The organism is Dietzia timorensis, assembly GCF_020742175.1.
Classification (GTDB): domain Bacteria; phylum Actinomycetota; class Actinomycetes; order Mycobacteriales; family Mycobacteriaceae; genus Dietzia; species Dietzia timorensis_A.
Map to the genome: position 1 here is coordinate 1 of NZ_DYXM01000216.1, position 18,635 is coordinate 18,635.

Below are 18,635 nucleotides of genomic sequence, written 5' to 3' on the forward strand. Positions count from 1 at the left end.
TGACGGCCGAATGTAGGCCTTGTCGTTGACCGATAGGTTCGCCATGCGGGTCTTGTCGCCGAGAATCGAGCCGCGGGTGCGCGTGGAAGAAGGGTCGACGGCGAGGACGGCCACCTTATGGCCCTCCTCGATGAGTTTCATCCCCAGCGATTCGATGAAGGTCGACTTCCCTACACCGGGTACGCCGGTGATCCCGACGCGCAGGGCGTTACCCGAATCCGGCAACAGCTCCATGAGCAGAGCCTGCGCGCTCGCACGGTGGCGCCTCGCCGAGGATTCGACGAGAGTGATGGCTCGCGCCACCTGCGAGCGGTCGTCCTCGCGAACGGCTGCGGCCAGGCCGGCGACGTCGATCGACGGGCGTTTCTGTACCACGGGAGATCACGCCCCCTTGCCGTGCGTCACTTCCGGAGAATCGGGAAGATTGATGCCGAGGTCGGAGGCCAACAGGCCGATGAGCTCGATCGCAGACTCCGCGATTACGGTTCCGGGCGGGAAGATCGCGGCAGCTCCGGCTTCGCGGAGCTCGTCGAAGTCCCCTGGGGGAATGACGCCGCCGACGGTGACGAGGATGTCTTCGCGGTTTACGTCGGCGAGCGCTTTGCGAAGAGCGGGAACCAGCGTGAGGTGGCCGGCGGCGAGCGATGATACGCCGATGGCGTGAACGTCGTTGTCTGCGGCCTGGCGCGCCACTTCCTCCGGAGTTTGGAACAGTGGGCCCATATCGACGTCGAAGCCGAGGTCGGCGAAGGCTGTACCTACGACTTTCTGGCCGCGGTCGTGGCCGTCCTGGCCCATCTTCGCGATGAGAATACGGGGCCTGCGTCCCTCTTCCTTGGCGAAGGCGTCGGCCAGTTCGATCGCTCGGTCGACGTTGTTCACGGCGCCCTCCTTGACGACTTCCTGCCGGTAGACACCCGAAAGCGTTTTGATCTCTGCCTTGTGTCGACCGTAGACCTTTTCCAGTGCGTCGGAGATCTCTCCGCCGCTGGCGTGGGCGCGAGCCGCGTCGACAGCGAGCGCGAGCAAGTTGTTGTCCAACGAGGATCCTGCGGGCTGCCGTGCTGCTTCCGTGAGCCGATCGAGAGCGGCCTGGCAGGCGGTCTCGTCGCGCTCGGCCCGTAGCTTTTTGAGCTTCTCAATCTGTTCGGCGCGGACTCGGGAGTTCTCGACCTTGAGAACCTCGATCTCCTGGTCCTCGGGCACGACGTATTTGTTGATACCGATGACCGGCTGACGACCGGAATCGATGCGTGCCTGTGTGCGGGCGGCGGCTTCCTCGATGCGCAGCTTGGGAATACCCTCACCGATTGCCTTGGCCATGCCGCCGGCTTCTTCGATTTCCCGGATATTCTCGCGTGCCTTGTCGGCAAGCTGTGCGGTGAGGGACTCGATGTAGTACGAGCCTGCCCACGGGTCGATCGGGCGAACGTTTCCGGACTCCTGCTGGAGGAGCAGCTGGGTGTTCCGCGCGATCCGGGCGGAGAAGTCCGTCGGCAATGCGAGGGCTTCGTCCAGTGCATTGGTGTGAAGTGACTGGGTGTGCCCTTGCGTCGCAGCCATCGCCTCGATGCAGGTACGGGCGACATTGTTGAACGGATCCTGGGCGGTGAGCGACCATCCCGAGGTCTGCGAGTGCGTACGCAACGAGCGCGATTTCGGATTCTTCGGGGAGAATTTCTCCACCAATTCGCTCCACAGCAACCTGCCGGCGCGAAGCTTTGCGACCTCCATGGAGAAATTCATTCCGATCGCCCAGAAGAACGACAGGCGAGGCGCGAACGCATCGATGTCGAGCCCTGCGTCCAAGCCGGCACGGATGTATTCGACGCCGTCGGCGAGCGTGTATGCCAGCTCCAGATCGGCCGTGGCCCCCGCTTCCTGGATGTGATAGCCCGAGATCGAGATCGAGTTGAATCGGGGCATCTTCTGCGAAGTGTAGGAGAAGATGTCCGAAATGATCCGCATCGAAGGTTCCGGCGGATAGATGTAGGTGTTTCGCACCATGAACTCTTTGAGGATGTCGTTCTGAATCGTTCCCGCGAGCTGCTCGGGACTGACACCCTGTTCCTCGGCTGCGATGATATAAAGCGCGAGAATTGGGAGAACCGCGCCGTTCATCGTCATCGACACCGAAACCTGAGACAGGTCGATACCGTCGAAAAGCTCCCGCATGTCGAGGATCGAATCGATCGCGACACCCGCCATGCCCACATCGCCCGCGACTCGCGGATGGTCCGAGTCGTACCCGCGGTGCGTTGCAAGGTCGAAGGCGACCGAAAGCCCCTTCTGTCCTGCCGCAAGGTTACGGCGGTAGAAGGCATTTGATTCCGCGGCCGTCGAGAATCCCGCATACTGTCGGATCGTCCAAGGCTGGTTCACATACATCGTCGGGTACGGGCCGCGGAGGAAAGGAGCGCGGCCCGGGAACGTGTCGACGGGGTACGCCGTGGCGTCGCCGGCAGGCCGGGCGAGCTCGTCTCGGTCCTGCTTGGTGTAGACGCGCTTGACCGAGATGCCTTCGGGCGTTTCCCAGACCCCAGACGGCGCGGCCGCCTTGTCGGTGGCGGCGGCGGGAGTGTCGTCTCCGCGGAATGGGATGGAAGAAAAGTCAGGGATGGTCATGTTTACTTGACTCCTAACTGCGAAGCGATGCCCGACATGATCTCGATGACATCCACCCCCATGGAAAGAAACTCGTCCGGTCTGTTTCGGCCTTCTGCATCGGCAAAGCTCTTCGCCGAGCCGGCGACGTACACGGCATCGGCGCCCGCGTCCCGCAGCGCAGCGACCGCGTTGGCCCCGGACTCCGCGTACCGCTTGTCGGCGCCGCAGAGCACCGCGATGAACGATCCCTGCGCCGAACCCAGTGGAGAATCGACGAAGTCCTTCGCAGCCTGCGCGTATTCGTCGACCGCCGTCACTGCGACGTCGTGAGCGACGATGCCGCCGGCGGCGAAGAGATTGACGACGAAAGTATTGCGCGCGCTACGTTCGGCGATCTTGCCCAGGCCGAAGAATGCGACCGTGGGGCGTTCTCCGGTCTGGTCGAGAAAGTCGTCGGAGCGGTCTCGCAGCGATTCGTAGTCTTCGCCGTAGAAGTATCGTTGCGGGGCTCGCTGCTCCTTCGGGAGGGGGTTCTCCGCGAGATTGGGGAATTCGCTCAAGCCCGTGAGTGGGTGCTTCCTCTTGGCCACGAGAGTAGCGCGGGCCTCGCGCGCGGCCTCGAGGTCGGAGGCGATCTTGTCGGTCGACGAGGTCAAGCCCCCGGCGGACTCGATCTGCTGAAAGTATTCCCATGCCGTTTCCGACAGCTCGGTGGTACGGGACTCCACGTACCAGGAGCCGCCGGCGGGATCGACGACGTGACCGAGATGGGACTCCTCGATGAGAAGAAGTTGGGTGTTTCGCGCCATGCGGCCTGCGAATGTACGCGACGTCCCGGAGAGTCCGCCGTCGAGGGCGGCGTCGAAGGCGTTGACCGTGACGTACTCGGCGCCGCCAACACCCGCGGCAAATGCGGCGACGGTGGAACGGAGCATGTTGACGTAGGGGTCGCGCCGCGTCGAGGCGGCGAGAGAGGTGACCGCATGCTGCGGAGCATCCCCTCGTTCCGGCTCGCCGAGTACCTCACACACCCGAGCCCACAGAGCTCGCGCGGCGCGCATTTTGACGATCGTCGCGAACTGATCGGGGGTCGCAGAGAAACGGAACCAGATCTGGTCGAGAGCTCGGGCGGTCGTCATGCCCGCGTCGACCAGACGCCGAACGTACTCGACGGCCGCGGCCAGGGCGATTCCGAGCTCCTGCCCGTCGGTCGCGCCGCGCTCATGTGCGCTCGCGCCGTCGGCGAGTAGGGTCCGGACGCTTTCGCCCCGCTCTGCGGCGGCGACGGCCAGGCTGGTCGCCTCGTCCGCGCTCGCCGAGGCGTAGCCGAATACGGAAGCGGTCGCGGGGGCGCACGAAGCGAGCACCCTGACGTCCTCCCGCTCCCCGGTCAGCACTCCGGACCCCGCAGCCCCGTCGATAAGCGAGAAGAGAGCCGTGGTGGTTTCGGGAGTGTCGCCTCCTGCGTCAACGATTATGGGTGCGAGTTCGAGGAAAACCCCGTCGAGCACGGAGGGAAGATCCGCGGCGGAGACATCGAGAGACAGCGCGGAGGTGCCATGTCCAAGGGAACTCAGAAGGAGATCGTTCGCGGATTTGGGGTCGCCTTCGCAGCGGAAGTGCTCGGTGACGTGCCAAGCGCTTTCGGGCAGGCCTTCGCGCTTGCCACCGCGAACGAAGGGGAACTGGCCCGGCGCGGGATGCTCAGGAATAGCGTCGAGGCCCGTGTACAGGGGGTTGACCGCGATTCCGTCGGGCGTGGTGTGGATCAACGAGCGCCAGGCGTCTTCCGGCATCTCGTCCGGATCCTTCCGGGACGTCTTGGCGAGAACATTGACGACATCCTTTTCCCAGATGGAAAAGCCTTCGGCCAGCTGCGAATCGCCGGAACTGCCGTGCGGTTGATCAGGTGAAACCACGCCTGATGCCTTCCTGTTGGATATGGACTTCGTCTGCGGAGCAACCTTAGTCGAACGTGTTTCAATTTATAATCGACAGGTTGTGTTAATTAAAGCTAACCGCTGATTGCGTTCCAAATCACAGTGAAAAGTACGGTCCCTGCAGTGGCGTAGATGGTCGCCCAGATGATTGAGCCGACCGTCACCGCAGGAAGATAACGGCGCACCGGCATTCGCATCGCGCCCGCGGAAAAATTGATCGCCGTCTGCAGGCCGATGGTGAGAAAGGACAGCGGGACCGCCGCCACGCCCCATGTCGCCATGATGTCGCGGGCGCGGTACATGGATTTGCCCTCGAGTCGGTTCTGCAGGCGCCGGGACTTTCGGCCACCACTGTCGGCCGCACGACCGAGCCAATAGGTGGCGTTGGCGCGCAGCATGACGATCACGAACAGGATGCCGAACGCCATGGCGAACGGTAATTCACGGATTGCTTCCATATATGGGCGGGCGCCGTGGGTCGGGACGGCACCGTCGACTCTTTTCTACTCGGCCTACGATTCGGCTACCACTGGTTCGAGCGCTCGGAATAGCGCCGTGTTGTGTGCGAAGGCATTCGAGGCGCCGGCGAGCGCCAGGGCGCGGGTGGCCTCGTCCAGCGGAAGCTGATCGAGTGCCGCGCGGTAGGAGTCCTTGAAGACCTTCGGCTTTTCGATGTCGAAGGAGTAGAAGCTCAGCGACTCCGCCGGAATCGAATACGCCCTCGACACCAGGCGGGATACGACTTGGCCGCCCGAGAGGTCGCCGAGGTAGCGCACGTAGTGGTGCCCCGCGAGCGACGCCGCGGCCTCGCGCGAATCCGACGCCCCGAGCTCTCGAAGCTCGGCGACATAAGCCTGCGTGGGAGCATGCGGCTCGCGCTCGAACTCGACGCCGGCGGCGGAGAGCGCATCAAGGTCCGCGCGTAGCGAGGCCGTGCGCTCGAGCCGCGCATCATGCAAGGGAGCAAGGAACTCGGAATTGGCGTGCGCGCCTATTGCGTCTTCGAGCGCGTCGTAGACGTGGAGGTACTGCGCATGGAGAGCGGCGAGCGCGGCCGTTCCCGTCGATGCGTCCAGATCCCCGCGCAACAGGGTGTCCATGAAGATGCTGTGCTCGGCCTCCTCGTGGACTTTCGCGGTAGCACTCTTGAGTTCGGTGGAGAACGCCGTCGCGTGGGAAATCTCAGTTGCGGTCATGTTGTCTCGCTGTCCTTCTGTAGGGCACAAGGGTGGGCTTGTACCCAAGAACGTATTTGACGGGCCCCTGTAGGACATCAACCAAAAGTATGAAAGCCTATCCTATCTTAGACTGATAAAGCTGGTAGCTGGTCGACAGTCGGGGCGTACTACCCTTGCAGGATGACGTCGGACAACGAACCGGTCGATGACCATAAGGACGGCCACGTATCCGTAATGCGCGTGGCGGTCTTCGTTCTCGCGCTTGTGGCGTTGTTCGTCGCGGCCACGATGCTGCCCCTGCCGGAGTTGGCGGACATCCGTGTGTGGTCGGTCGAGCTCGGATCCTGGTTTGTGGTGGCGTTTTTCGTCGCCCACGCCGCGGCGTGCATTCTGCCTATCCCGCGGTCGACCTTCACCTATGCCGCGAGCGTGCTATTCGCGCCAGGCACCGCGCTAGCGGTGTGCCTGGGAGCAAGCGCGATCTCCGCCGGCGCAGCCTTCTACGGCATCCGTCGCTTCGGCTACGACGTCGCCGCGCCCCTGCGAAGCCACCCTCGCCTCGACGGAATCAATACCCACCTGGCCAGACGCGGATGGGCCGCGGTCCTCAGCCTGCGCATGGTCCCTGCCGTGCCGTTCTCTGTGCTCAACTACGCCGCGGCGCTCACGCCGATGGGCTGGCGCCCGTTTCTTGTGGCGACGATGGTGGGAAGCGTTCCGGGAACGGCGGCGGCGATCATATTCGGCAATTCGCTCACCACAGGTGCAGGAGAAAAAGCGATCGTGGCGACGGTGGTCATCGCGCTTCTCGGCCTAATCGGTCTGTTTATCGATTCCCGAGTGCCCACCCGCCCACCGAAATTCCCAGGCGGAGGCGAGCCGGGCGCCGAAGCGCGTTAGCACCGAAGCTACTCGGTCACGAAGTCTACGAGCTGTTCGACGGCGCCGAGCAGCGCCGGTTCGATGTCTCGGAACGAAGACACAGAAGACAGGATGTGTGCCCAGGCATCGCGTGGATCCGTCCAGCCCACGCGCTTGCACACGCCGGTCTTCCAGTCCTCCCCCATGGGAACGTCGGGCCAGGCATCGATTCCGACGACGCTCGGCTTCACCGCCTGCCAGATATCGACATACGGGTGTCCGGTCACCAGAACATACTGGCCGACGTTTTGCACCAGTCGCGACTCCTTCGACCCCTGGACGAGGTGATCGACGAGCACCCCGAGACGGGCATCGTCGTTCGGGGCGAACTCGGCGATCTTCGGCCCCAGATCGTCGATGCCGCCGAGGGGCTCGACCACCACTCCCTCGACCCTCAGGTCGTGGCCCCAGATTTTCTCGACCAGCGCGGCATCGTGCAGTCCCTCGACCCAGATGCGCCCCGCCCGAGCCGTCCTGGCGCGAAGACCCTCTACCCGGCGGGAACCCGAAGCCGTGCGTACCGGTCCCTGCTTCTTGGGCTTGGGCTTTTCCAGGGTCACTGTCTCCCCATCGATGAGAAACCCACCCGGACGCATCTTGAACAGCCTGATCAGCCCGTGACGGTCCTCGAGCTGCGCGAACTCCCCATCGGGGTTGCGAGTCACGCCGACAATCGCCCCACAAAAGCCGCTGAGTGCATCCTCGACGACGAGATCCTTCTCGGCGGCGACTACGCGAAAATCGCGCTTCGACCGTCGCGGGGTGGAGAGAACGTCACGTCCGTATCGATCAGCCATGGCACCAAATATTACGTCGGCCCCCTTCCGAGCTGCGTGATGACACGCGACAGGCGTACCGTTGTCGCCGATGCACACCTGTTTGCCCACTTTCGCCGCGCACCTGCCCTCCGCAGCCTGGGGAGGTGCGGCGATCGATGCCGGAATCCACGCCCTTCTCGGGGCATCCCCGCTCGCGAAAGTCGCGCTAGGCGACGGTTTCGGCCGAGACTTGTCCGCGGAGGGCGCGCACTGGGAGCGCTTCCGCGCCGAGCTGGGCGCGGCAGATGGTACGGCGATGCTCGACGTCGGGAAGCTGTACACGGAATCGGTGCTCCTGCTCCGCGCGATCGCCGCCTCCGATACATCTGTAGAAGCCGCCGAAGTGCTCACCCTCGCGCCCGCCACTGCCGGAGACCTGTCGGCGCTGCCTCCGCACTCCGAGCTCTCAGCCCACGCGATGTCACAGGGCGGCGTCGTCATACTGCGCGAACCCCGTTCAAGTATGACGGCGGTGGTGGCTATTCCCCCGGCCCGCACGGAACACGTCTGGAACGTACGGCTGTTCTCCGAGGTGCCGATGGCGCCACAGGCGCCGTCGATCTCGCACGCCACGGCCGAGCTCACCGATTCGGTTCACGGGGCCGCGGAGATCATCGCCGCGTCCTCCGGTGCCTTCAGAGCGGGCGAAGGTTCCGCACCGGCGATGCCGGAGAACATGCCCACCGATTTACCTTCGGCGTTCGGTGGCCGCGCGGCGCAGCTCATCGAGCGCGCCGACACGATCGAGAACATCAGGATGATGGCCAACGCCGCGGAATCGCGGCGAGGAGCGCCCGCGGAACAACAGCCGGCTTTGTGGAAGCTTCAGTCCGCCGTCAACCTTGCACGAAGGGCCGCGGTGTCCGGCTTCGCGGCCGAACAGCTCGAGCAGTTCCGGGCACGTTCCGGATCGGCGAACTCCCCGGCGTACCGGGATCCGAACGCCCAGTCCTGGGCGAACTAACGACGGCCGGGGATGTCGCAGCACGCGGTCCCACACGAGACGCCGTTGGCGCGGCACCCGTAAGACGGCACTTCTCCGAGCCGTTCGGGGCCCGTGCCGGTTTCGACTTCGGCGAGGAGATCGAGCACCAGGCGAGCGAACTCAGGGGTGTCTCCGGGAGTGGCGACGCGCCTCAGGGAGACTCCGAGCGACTCGCACTCCTCGGCGAGTTCGTTGTCGAGATCCCACACGACCTCGACATGGTCGGAGATGAACCCGATGGGACACACGACGAGCGAGGTCTCCCCCGCATCAGCCAGTGCAGTTGCATGGTCGACGATGTCGGGCTCGAGCCACTGGACCTGAGGCGGTCCGGAACGCGATTGCCAGACGAGGTCGAAATCGTCCACGCCGACCGCCGAGGCAACGAGTTCCGCCGTGGAACGGACCTGACGGCTGTAGAGCCCTCGGCTCTCCTCGCCCGGGCCGGCGGCCTTGTCGGCGGACAAGGGGATGGAATGGGCGGTGAAGACGAGTCGTGGCCGTTCTCCGGCGTCGCGGGCGGCTTCGAGTTGTGCCCTCGTTGCAGCGGCGAATGTGGAGATGAACTTCTCGGTCGAAAAGAATTGTCCCAGCTTGATCATCTCCGGAGCACTGTCACCCACCGCGGCGCGGGCGCGCGCGATGTCCTCGTGGTACTGGCCGCACCCGGAGTATCCGGCCCACGCGGACGTCGCGAACACCGCTGCCCTGGCGATTCCTCGCTCGGCGAGCTCTGCGGTGACGTCCTCGATGTAAGGCGCCCAATTGCGGTTGGCGAAGAACACCGGAAGCTCACGTCCGCGCGCCGCCAGCTCGGCGCGGATATTCTCGATGATCTCGAGGTTGAGGTCGTTGAGTGGGCTTCTGCCGCCGAGGTGATAGTAGTGCTCGGCAACCTCTTCGAGCCGCTCGCGCGGAATCCCCCGCCCGCGGGTCACGTTCTCGAGAAAGGGCATGACGTCCTCGGGCGACTCCGGCCCGCCGAACGACAGCAGGATCAGCGCGTCGACGGGTCCGCTCCCTGCCGCTGACGGGGTGAGGGTCGGGGCCGGGGTGGTGGGAGTGAAAGACGTGTTCTCAGGCGAAGGCAACGGAACCAAAGCCTCCGTCGGCGTAGATCACCGTTCCGGTGGTCGCAGGCATGAGGTCGGACAGCGCGGCGACGACGGTCGCCGCGACCGGAGCGGCATCGTTGACATCCCAACCGAGCGGGGCACGCTTGGCCCATTCGGTCTGAAGCTGGTCGAGCTCGTTTCCGTCCCCGATGGCGGAACCGGCGATGGACTTGGCCGCGAGCGTCTTGATCGGGCCGGCAGACACGAGGTTGGAGCGAATTCCCTTCGGGCCGAGCTCCCGCGCCACATAGCGGTTGATGGACTCGAGGGCGTTCTTGGCTACCGACATCCAGTTGTAGAACGGCATTGCGGTGCGCGGGTCAAAGTTCATGCCCACGATCGATCCACCGCTCGACATGAGCGGCAGTACTGCCTTCGCGAGTGCCGCGTAGGAATACGAGGAGATCTCGATGGCCGTGGAGACGTCGTCGTACGAGGTGTCGAGGAAACCATCTCCCATTGCACTCGGCGGGGCAAAGCCGATCGAATGCACCACGCCGTCAATGTGGTCCGTGTGTTCGCGTAGGCGTTCGGCGAGCGTGGACAGGTGCTCTTCGTTCTGCACGTCGAGCTCGACAACCGGCGGGGTTTCCGGCAGACGCTTCGCAATCGCCTTGACCAGCGACACGCGGCCGAACCCGGTGAGGATGACGTTCGCACCCTCCTCCTGCGCCTTCTTGGCGATGCTGAATGCGATCGACGCGTCGGTGATGACTCCGGTGATGAGAATTGTCTTGCCGTCAAGTGCCGAGCCCATGGTCTCCCCTTTTGATATTTCGAGTGTGAATGCCGAATCCGTGGACCGCCCGGTTAATGGCCCATTCCGAGTCCCCCGTCGACGGGGATCACAGCGCCATTGACGTACGCGGAATCGTCACCGGCGAGCCATGACACGACTCCCGCGACGTCCTCCGGCCGGCCGTAACGTGCCATAGGGATCGCCGCCAGCGCCTGCTCCCGGACGTTTTCCGGCATCTGCGCCGTCATATCCGTGTCGATGAAGCCAGGGGTGACCACGTTGGCGGTGATGGACCGCGAACCAACCTCGCGGGCGATCGAGCGGGCGAGGCCGACGAGCCCGGCCTTCGAGGCGGCGTAATTCGCCTGCCCGGCAGTGCCGGCGAGGCCCACGACCGAACCGATGAAGATGACGCGGCCGAAACGCGAGCGCAGCATGGCGCGGTTTGCGCGTTTGGCCAGACGGAATGCGCCCGTGAGATTTGCGTCGACGACCCCGGCGAAGTCCGCCTCGTTCATGCGCATGAGCAGGGTGTCCTTGTTGGTTCCGGCGTTGGCGACGAGAACCTCGACGGCCCCGTGCTCGGCCTCGACAGTCGTGAAGGCGGCGTCGATCGACACGGAGTCGGTGATATCGCATTCGACGACGAGCGCACCCTCGGGTGCCGATCCGGCCGAGGTGGCACGCGTGGTGACCGCGACCTTGTGACCGTCCGCGAGTAGACGCTCGGCGATGGCGCGGCCGATTCCGCGGTTACCGCCGGTCACGAGAACGGAACGAGCGACGAAGCCTGACGGGTCTTGTGCAGTGTCTGCCATGGCTCCAACCTAACGCACGAGTAGAGTGCTCGTGCCATCTGCGGGGCGGTTGGCCCGGGTTGCCTCTACGGAAGTCGCTGGCTTGTGCTCAGGGAGAGACCCGCGGAGATGAAGGCGAGAATCGACCCCACGATGAGCCAGGGACGACTCGCGTCCGACAACCGGTACTCGTAGCCGATCTGTTCCTCGAGCGTCGAGTACACCTGATCGAGTTCTTCCAGGCTCGACGCCGTATAAGCCTCGCCGCCGGAGAGGTTCGCGATCTCCTCGAGGGAGGCGTCGTCCACCGGGACGGTCTGCTTGGTGCCTTCGATTTCGACGTACCCGTCGATTGTGCCGAAGGAGATCGTGGACACCGGGATCTCCTTCTCCTTGGCGGCACGCGCCGCGCTGAATGCGCCGCGCTCGGCATTTGGATCCTGTGGAATCGTCTCCTTGCCGTCGGAGAGGAGCACGATACGAGCGGGCGGCGCGGCATCGGGTCCGCCGAGGCTCGCCGAGAACGATTCGACGGCCTGCGTGGCGGAGTAGATGGCCTCGCCGGTCGCAGTGCGCTGGTCGAGCTCCAGCCCGTCGACGGCGCGTTCGACTGGGCCTCGATCGGTGGTCGGGGCGACGAGGAGATTCGACGTACCGGCGAAGCTCACCAGGCCGAGGTTGACGCCGGCGGTGAGATTGTTGGCAAAATCCTTCGCTGCGATCTGCGCCGCCTGCAACCGCGAGGGCGCCACATCGGTTGCCTCCATCGACAGCGACACATCCATGACGAGCATTACGGTCGCCCGGTTTCGTTCCTCGCGCTGCTCGGCCTGCGGCGCCCCCAGCGCGATGACGAGTGCCACCAGGCCGAGGACAAGTGCCACTGCAGGCACATGGACCAGCCAGTTTCGTCGATCGGTGCGGCTCGCCCGCAACGCCTGCATGTTGCCGAAACGGATACTGCGCCTGCGCTTGGAGCGCTGCGCCAACACGTACCCGGCGGCGAGGGCGATGGGCACGACGATGAGCAGAAGCCACCACGGGTGTTGGAAATCTGTCACGCTCAACTTCATGGGGTCATCTCCAAATCGGCGAGCGCCCGCTCCCCGTCGGGGAAGGCGCCGCGCCTGCGCATCCCGGCGAACTCGATGACGTCGCGGACCCAGTCGCGGTCGGTCCGCAGTGCGAGGATCGGTGCACCACAGTGGCGCAGCGCGGTGACAACCTCGCGGCGATGCCGTCGCGCCGCGTACTGGTAGTTGGCGGCCTGCTCGGCATTGACATCGACATCGAGCACTTCCCCGCTGACCGGATCGCGCAGCGAGACATTGCCGATTTGCGGCAGCGCGACGTCAAGCGGATCGGTGACCCGCGCCGAGACGATCTGCTGCCGCGTCGACAACACCCGCAGCGAGCGCTCCCAGTCCATGTCTCCGAGGAAATCGGAGATGACGACGATCAGTCCGCGCCGGCGTGCTAGGCCACGCAGCGCCGTGGCGCCACGTTCGATACCGGAATCCTTGTGCGGCTCAGGGCGATCAGGCTTGCGCGGCCTAATCCTCTGCCAGGCGCGCGCCGCCCGACCGCGCAGACCACCGCTCTGCGCCCCGGCGTCGGAGCTCCCTCCCCGTCCCTGGCCCGCGTCTTGCCCCGCCTGCGCGGCATCTTCGTCGTCCGTCGGGTCATCATTTATGACGGCGGACGGCGTCGTCGCCACGAGCTCCAAAATGCTGCGAACGTGTTCCTTGCCCGCCGACGGAGGCACGATCACGGGGTCCGCGCCACCGACGATCACCACGCCGACGCGATTGCCCGCGTTGGAGGCCAGCAGGCCGAACGTCGCGGACGCGGCGAGCGCGAGGTCACGTTTGGTGACCACGTTGCCGCTTTCGTCGATATGGCTTCCGGCGTCGACGGACGGAGACAGGTCGACAAGTAGCCACGTCTCCAATTCCCGGTCGGCAATGGTCTGGTGTACGTGAGGGACCGTGGTGCGCGCCGTTACCGACCAGTCCATCAGGCGGACGTCATCGCCGACCTGATACTCGCGACTCTCCCCCGGTTCCGATCCGGGCCCGGGGATCAGACCCTGATAATTGCCCAGCAGGACACCGTCGATCTTTCGCAACACCGTGAGTTCGAGCCGGGCGATACGCGCGCGGGTGCTCGCCGAGCTCAGTACCGTGTCGCGACCTCGCGGCGCCGTGTCCGGGTCTTCCTCGGAATGAGTCGAACGCATTGGGCCCTAGTCCTGCGGGTTCTGCTGCGGGCCCTGCTGTCCCCACGTGGTCGGCCGATCGTGGGCAGCATGCTGCGGGCCGTTCTCGGGACGAGATGCGGCGGGTCCGGCGGCTCCGGGCTGAGCCTGAGGCGATTGTCCGGTCGCAGGCATGGGCCGTCCAGGTCCTCCCACCGGTGCGGCGGGCATGTGAGGTTGGACCGGATTCGGCCCGCCCGACGCGGATACCTGCGGAAGCGGAACCGCGGACAGGACGTGACCGATGATCGACTCGGCATCGACCTCGTCGGCGAGCGCATCGTATGTGAGTACGAGGCGGTGACGGAGCACGGCCGGAAGGACGTCGACAACGTCCTGCGGAACGACATAATCGCGCCCGCGGATCAGAGCGATCGCACGGGCTGCGCTGATGGCGCCGAGCGTGGCTCGCGGTGATGCCCCGTAGGAAAGCCACCGCGACACATCGTTCAATCCGAACTGCTCGGGCGTACGCGTTGCCTCGACGACGCGCACGACGTAATCGATCAGTGAATGGTGGACGAATACCTCGCGCACCCGAGCCTGCATCGTGGCGAGCTGATCGGTATCGAGAAGCTGGGAGGCCTCCGGCGGAGTGCTGCCCATCCGGTAGACGATTTCACGCTCCTCCTCTGCCGAGGGGTAGTCGACGAGAAGCTTGAACAGGAAGCGGTCGCGCTGGGCTTCGGGAAGCGGGTATACGCCCTCGTTCTCGATGGGGTTCTGCGTCGCGAGGACGAGGAAGGGCTTCGGCACGTCGAAAGTGTTGCCGCCGACGGAGACGTGCCCCTCGGCCATGACCTCCAGCAGCGCCGACTGCACCTTCGCCGGTGCGCGGTTGATCTCGTCCGCGAGCACGAAGTTCGCCATCACTGGGCCGAGTTCGACGTCGAAGGTCTCGCTCCCCTGACGGTAGATGCGCGTGCCGACGATATCGGACGGCACCAGGTCGGGCGTGAACTGCAGACGGGAGAACGATCCGCCGATGACTTTCGCGAATGTCTCGACCGTCAGCGTCTTTGCCACACCCGGCACACCCTCGAGGAGTACGTGACCGCGGGCGAGCAATCCCGCGAGAACCATTTCGAGCATCGCGTCCTGCCCGACGATGACTTTCTTGACCTGATAGAGCAGCTGCTCCAGGACCTTGGCGTCATCCTCGCCTGAGGAGCGTGAACTGGACGAGCTTGAAGATATGTCTGTCACGAAACGAGTGCTCCTTATTCTTCGCGGTCTTGCGTCACCCTACCGGCCAGGCTACTGGCCCTGGGCGCGTCGCTTGATCGCCAGCACGAATACGACGATGAGCACGATGATGAGCACTACCGTGCCAGTTGCATAGATCCCCCAGGGCGGAGCCGGCTGGGTGATCCGAGCCTCGAAAGCGGCGGCCGCTTCGATGGGATTGTCCTCCCGGTATGCATCATCCTGCCCCGCCTCGAGGACCGAACGGGAAATCGAGTCCGAATGTGATCCCACGTAATCGGGGGTGAACACGACGATCGTGCCTTCGTGGTCGTTCGACAGCCGGGTCGCCATGTCGCGTGCCTGCGAGTAGACCCCGATCTCCTGGTCGGTGACGACGATGCTGAGGTCTACCCCGTTATTCGCCGCGTGGTCGACGACCGGCTCCAGTCCTTCGACAAGCTCATCGGGGGCTGAGATATTTCCGGCAGACAAATCCGCATTTACCTCGTCGAACTGCGCCCACTCCATCCAGTCGTTGCCCAGCAACGGCATCGGGGGGCGGTCCGCCTTGGGGATGTTCTCTAAATCTGCCACGTCCGTATCGTGCCACGACGACGCCTTGGTACAAGGTTTGGCGCGCCGCCAATGGTGACGATGACAAGTTCCACAGGCCCGACACGCCGCCAGGTGAGACTTTAAATATAACGGGCGTACTGGTAGGTTGGGCGGCAGCGTGAGGTAAGTGGGTACACAATAGTATTGGTGCTTGCGAACGCCCCTTCGGTCTTGTCGGAGGTGGCGGCTTTGCCTCCGCGTCTTCCCTGCCCGGGAGATGCATACGAAACAAATCGAACAACGAGTGGAGCCGACGTGACTGCTAGCCAGAACAGCTTCGACGCTCGCGGAACCCTAGAGGTTGGCGACGAAAGCTACGAAATCTACCGCCTTTCGGCCGTACCGGGAACGGAATCGCTTCCGTACTCCCTGAAGGTCCTCGCCGAGAACCTGCTTCGCACCGAGGACGGCGCGAACGTCACCAAGGACCACATCAACGCCTTGGCGAACTGGGATCCGAGCGCCAACCCGGACACCGAGATCCAGTTCACCCCTGCCCGCGTCATCATGCAGGACTTCACCGGCGTGCCCTGCATCGTTGACCTCGCCACGATGCGCGAGGCCGTGAAGAACCTCGGTGGCGATCCGGACAAGGTCAACCCGCTCGCCCCGGCCGAGATGGTCATCGACCACTCGGTCATCATCGAGGCGTTCGGTGCGAGCGACTCCTTCGAGCGCAACGTCGAGATCGAGTACCAGCGCAACGGCGAGCGCTACCAGTTCCTCCGCTGGGGCCAGGGCGCGTTCGACGACTTCAAGGTCGTCCCCCCGGGCACCGGCATCGTCCACCAGGTCAACATCGAGTACCTCGCGCGTTCGATCATGGTCCGCGACGGGAAGGCCTACCCCGACACCTGTGTCGGCACCGACTCGCACACCACGATGGAGAACGGCCTCGGCGTGCTCGGCTGGGGCGTCGGCGGCATCGAGGCGGAGGCCGCGATGCTCGGCCAGCCCATTTCGATGCTCATCCCGCGCGTCGTCGGGTTCAAGCTCTCCGGCGAGATCCAGCCGGGTGTGACGGCGACGGACGTCGTCCTCACGATCACGGAAATGCTTCGCCAGCACGGCGTCGTCGGCAAGTTCGTCGAGTTCTACGGCGCCGGCGTTGCCGCCGTGCCGCTGGCCAACCGTGCCACCATCGGCAACATGTCGCCGGAGTTCGGTTCGACCTGCGCGATCTTCCCGATCGACGATGTCACCATCGACTACCTGCGTCTGACCGGTCGCGAGGAGAGCCAGCTTGCTCTCGTTGAGGCCTACGCCAAGGAACAGGGCATGTGGCTCGATCCCGAGTCCGAGGAGCCCAAGTACTCCGAGTACCTCGAACTCGACCTTTCCACGGTCGTTCCTTCGATCGCCGGCCCGAAGCGTCCGCAGGACCGCATCGAGCTCTCGGATTCCAAGGCGACGTTCCGCAAGGACATCCACAACTACGTCTCCGAAACCGAGGACGCAGACGCAGCCAAGGCCAAGATGGCCTCCGAGGGAGGCGAGCCGGAGAGCAACCCCGTCGCCGCGAAGCTCACGTTCTCCGAGGGCGACGCGATCGTCGCCGACGCCTCGGCGGGCGCCGAAGGTCGCCCCTCGAATCCCACGGCGCTCGAGCATGAGGGCGAGAACATCGTCCTCGATCACGGCATCGTCTCGATCGCCTCGATCACCTCGTGCACCAACACCTCGAACCCCTCGGTGATGATCGGTGCGGGCCTCCTCGCCCGCAAGGCTGCCGAGCTCGGCCTCAAGGCCAAGCCCTGGGTCAAGACCTCGATGGCACCGGGCTCGCAGGTCGTTACCGAGTACTACGAGCGCGCCGGGCTCTGGCCCGACCTCGAGGCGCTCGGCTTCTACCTGGTCGGCTACGGCTGCACCACCTGCATCGGTAACTCGGGCCCGCTGCCCGAGGACATCTCCAAGGCGATCCAGGACAATGACCTCACCGCGACTGCCGTTCTCTCCGGCAACCGCAACTTCGAGGGTCGCATCAACCCTGACGTCAAGATGAACTACCTGGCCTCCCCGCCGCTCGTCATCGCGTACGCCATCGCGGGCACGATGGACTTCGACTTCGAGTCGGACTCGCTCGGCAAGGACAACGACGGTAACGATGTCTTCCTCAAGGACATCTGGCCCTCCACCGAGGAGATCGAGACCACGATCCAGGCTTCGATCTCCCGCAAGGAGTACACCGAGAAGTACGCCGACGTGTTCGCGGGCGACGATCGCTGGCGCAACCTGCCGATCCCCGAGGGCAAGATCTTCGAGTGGGACGACAAGTCGACCTACGTGCGTAAGGCACCGTACTTCGACGGCATGGAACTCGAGCCGGCTCCGGTCTCCGACGTCAAGGGTGCTCGCGTTCTCGCGAAGCTCGGCGATTCGGTCACCACCGACCACATCTCCCCCGCCTCGACGATCAAGCCGGGCACGCCCGCCGCCCAGTACCTCGATGCCAACGGCGTCGCTCGCCGCGATTACAACTCGTTCGGTTCCCGTCGCGGTAACCACGAGGTGATGATTCGCGGAACGTTCGCCAACATCCGTCTTCAGAACCAGCTGCTGGACGGTGTCTCGGGTGGCTACACCCGCGACTTCACCGAAGAGGGTGCACCGCAGGCGTTCATCTACGACGCAGCGCAGAACTACGCAGCCAAGGAGATCCCGCTCGTGGTTCTCGGTGGCAAGGAGTACGGCACCGGCTCCTCGCGTGACTGGGCCGCCAAGGGCACCCGCCTTCTCGGCGTGCAGGCGGTTATCGCCGAGTCCTTCGAGCGCATCCACCGCTCGAACCTCATCGGCATGGGCGTCATCCCGCTGCAGTTCCCCGAGGGCGAATCGCACGAGACCCTCGGCCTGGACGGTACCGAGACCTTCGACATCACCGGGATCGAGGAGCTGAACAACGGCACCACGCCCAAGACCGTCAAGGTCGTGGCCACCAAGCAGAACGGTGACACCGTGGAGTTCGACGCCACCGTCCGCATCGACACCCCCGGCGAGGCGGACTACTACCGCAACGACGGCATCCTGCAGTTCGTCCTGCGCAACATGATCAAGGGCTGATACCCCTTCACCTGAGACGGCGGTGCGCGGTTCCTCTCGTCCCGACGAGGAGAACCTCGCACCGCCGTGGTGTATTCGGAAGAAAGAGTTGTCATATGCCCAGGGTCAGCCAGGACCACATGGACGCCCGGCGCTACCAGATCCTCGCCGGGACGCGTGACTGCTTTGCCGAGTACGGCTTCGAGGGCGCCACCGTGCGTCGCCTCGAGGAGGCCACCGGCCTGAGCCGTGGTGCGATCTTCCATCACTTCGACGACAAGGACGCGCTGTTTCTGGCCTTGGCGTACGAGGACGCGGCCGCGATGGCCCGGACAGTCGCCGAGCAGGGGCTCGTCCAGGTGATGCGGGAGATCCTCGCGGACCCGCAGGAGTTCTCCTGGCTCGGGACCAGACTGGAGATCGCCCGCCGTAT

At 64.7% G+C, this 18,635-nt stretch carries 16 protein-coding genes and 1 pseudogene; 4 read left to right on the forward strand and 13 right to left on the reverse strand.

Going from position 1 to position 18,635, the window contains the following annotated elements; translation table 11 throughout:
- The 5 genes and pseudogenes from K8V11_RS11000 to K8V11_RS11020 all read right to left on the reverse strand — a co-directional run.
- Positions 1-375 (reverse strand): annotated as a pseudogene (locus tag K8V11_RS11000) (methylmalonyl Co-A mutase-associated GTPase MeaB); the annotation flags it as partial.
- Positions 376-381: 6 nt separating this feature from the next.
- Entirely contained in the window at positions 382-2,625 is a 2,244-nt protein-coding gene (gene scpA, locus K8V11_RS11005; protein WP_303914008.1) for a methylmalonyl-CoA mutase, read from the reverse strand.
- Between the two features lie 2 nt (positions 2,626-2,627).
- Positions 2,628-4,526, reverse strand: coding sequence for a methylmalonyl-CoA mutase family protein (locus tag K8V11_RS11010; protein ID WP_303914011.1), 1,899 nt, complete (start codon positions 4,524-4,526; stop codon positions 2,628-2,630).
- Positions 4,527-4,621: 95 nt separating this feature from the next.
- Positions 4,622-4,975 (reverse strand): DedA family protein, encoded by a 354-nt coding sequence (locus K8V11_RS11015; RefSeq protein ID WP_303914013.1) that lies wholly within the window; start codon positions 4,973-4,975, stop codon positions 4,622-4,624.
- Between the two features lie 84 nt (positions 4,976-5,059).
- Entirely contained in the window at positions 5,060-5,743 is a 684-nt protein-coding gene (locus K8V11_RS11020) for a heme oxygenase (biliverdin-producing) (protein ID WP_303914016.1), read from the reverse strand.
- A 162-nt stretch (positions 5,744-5,905) separates the two neighbouring features.
- On the opposite strand from K8V11_RS11020, the gene K8V11_RS11025 reads away from it, so the two are divergent.
- Positions 5,906-6,625 (forward strand): TVP38/TMEM64 family protein, encoded by a 720-nt coding sequence (locus tag K8V11_RS11025; RefSeq protein ID WP_303914019.1) that lies wholly within the window; start codon positions 5,906-5,908, stop codon positions 6,623-6,625.
- 8 nt (positions 6,626-6,633) lie between these two features.
- Here K8V11_RS11025 and K8V11_RS11030 read toward each other — a convergent pair whose 3' ends face one another.
- Positions 6,634-7,443, reverse strand: coding sequence for a DUF3097 domain-containing protein (locus K8V11_RS11030; protein WP_303914023.1), 810 nt, complete (start codon positions 7,441-7,443; stop codon positions 6,634-6,636).
- Between the two features lie 70 nt (positions 7,444-7,513).
- Between K8V11_RS11030 and K8V11_RS11035 the strand changes: the two genes are divergently transcribed.
- On the forward strand, positions 7,514-8,428 hold the full coding sequence (locus tag K8V11_RS11035) for a hypothetical protein (RefSeq protein WP_303914026.1): 915 nt from the start codon (positions 7,514-7,516) through the stop codon (positions 8,426-8,428).
- On the opposite strand, the gene K8V11_RS11040 is transcribed toward K8V11_RS11035, so the two are convergent.
- From K8V11_RS11040 to K8V11_RS11070, 7 genes are all read right to left on the reverse strand, one after another.
- Positions 8,425-9,450: a ferrochelatase gene (locus K8V11_RS11040; RefSeq protein ID WP_303914047.1), complete on the reverse strand. Its 1,026-nt coding sequence runs from the start codon at positions 9,448-9,450 to the stop codon at positions 8,425-8,427. The two genes, K8V11_RS11035 and K8V11_RS11040, sit on opposite strands and share 4 nt — an antisense overlap.
- A gap of 76 nt (positions 9,451-9,526) precedes the next feature.
- Positions 9,527-10,321 carry an NADH-dependent enoyl-ACP reductase InhA gene (gene inhA, locus K8V11_RS11045; protein ID WP_303914029.1) on the reverse strand — a complete coding sequence of 265 codons (795 nt, stop codon included), beginning with the start codon at positions 10,319-10,321 and terminating at the stop codon, positions 9,527-9,529.
- A gap of 53 nt (positions 10,322-10,374) precedes the next feature.
- Complete coding sequence (gene fabG, locus K8V11_RS11050; protein ID WP_303914032.1) at positions 10,375-11,121, reverse strand: 3-oxoacyl-ACP reductase FabG; 747 nt, start codon at positions 11,119-11,121, stop codon at positions 10,375-10,377.
- Between the two features lie 65 nt (positions 11,122-11,186).
- Complete coding sequence (locus tag K8V11_RS11055; RefSeq protein WP_303914051.1) at positions 11,187-12,167, reverse strand: VWA domain-containing protein; 981 nt, start codon at positions 12,165-12,167, stop codon at positions 11,187-11,189.
- Positions 12,168-12,169: 2 nt separating this feature from the next.
- Entirely contained in the window at positions 12,170-13,339 is a 1,170-nt protein-coding gene (locus tag K8V11_RS11060; RefSeq protein WP_303914035.1) for a DUF58 domain-containing protein, read from the reverse strand.
- Between the two features lie 6 nt (positions 13,340-13,345).
- Positions 13,346-14,554 carry a MoxR family ATPase gene (locus K8V11_RS11065; RefSeq protein ID WP_303914054.1) on the reverse strand — a complete coding sequence of 403 codons (1,209 nt, stop codon included), beginning with the start codon at positions 14,552-14,554 and terminating at the stop codon, positions 13,346-13,348.
- A 60-nt stretch (positions 14,555-14,614) separates the two neighbouring features.
- Entirely contained in the window at positions 14,615-15,139 is a 525-nt protein-coding gene (locus K8V11_RS11070) for a DUF6676 family protein (RefSeq protein ID WP_303914038.1), read from the reverse strand.
- 276 nt (positions 15,140-15,415) lie between these two features.
- Here K8V11_RS11070 and acnA point away from each other — a divergent pair, with 276 nt between their 5' ends.
- Entirely contained in the window at positions 15,416-18,223 is a 2,808-nt protein-coding gene (acnA, locus tag K8V11_RS11075; RefSeq protein ID WP_303914041.1) for an aconitate hydratase AcnA, read from the forward strand.
- 95 nt (positions 18,224-18,318) lie between these two features.
- Positions 18,319-18,635 (forward strand): helix-turn-helix domain-containing protein (locus K8V11_RS11080; protein WP_303914044.1); only part of this gene is annotated, 317 nt, incomplete at its 3' end.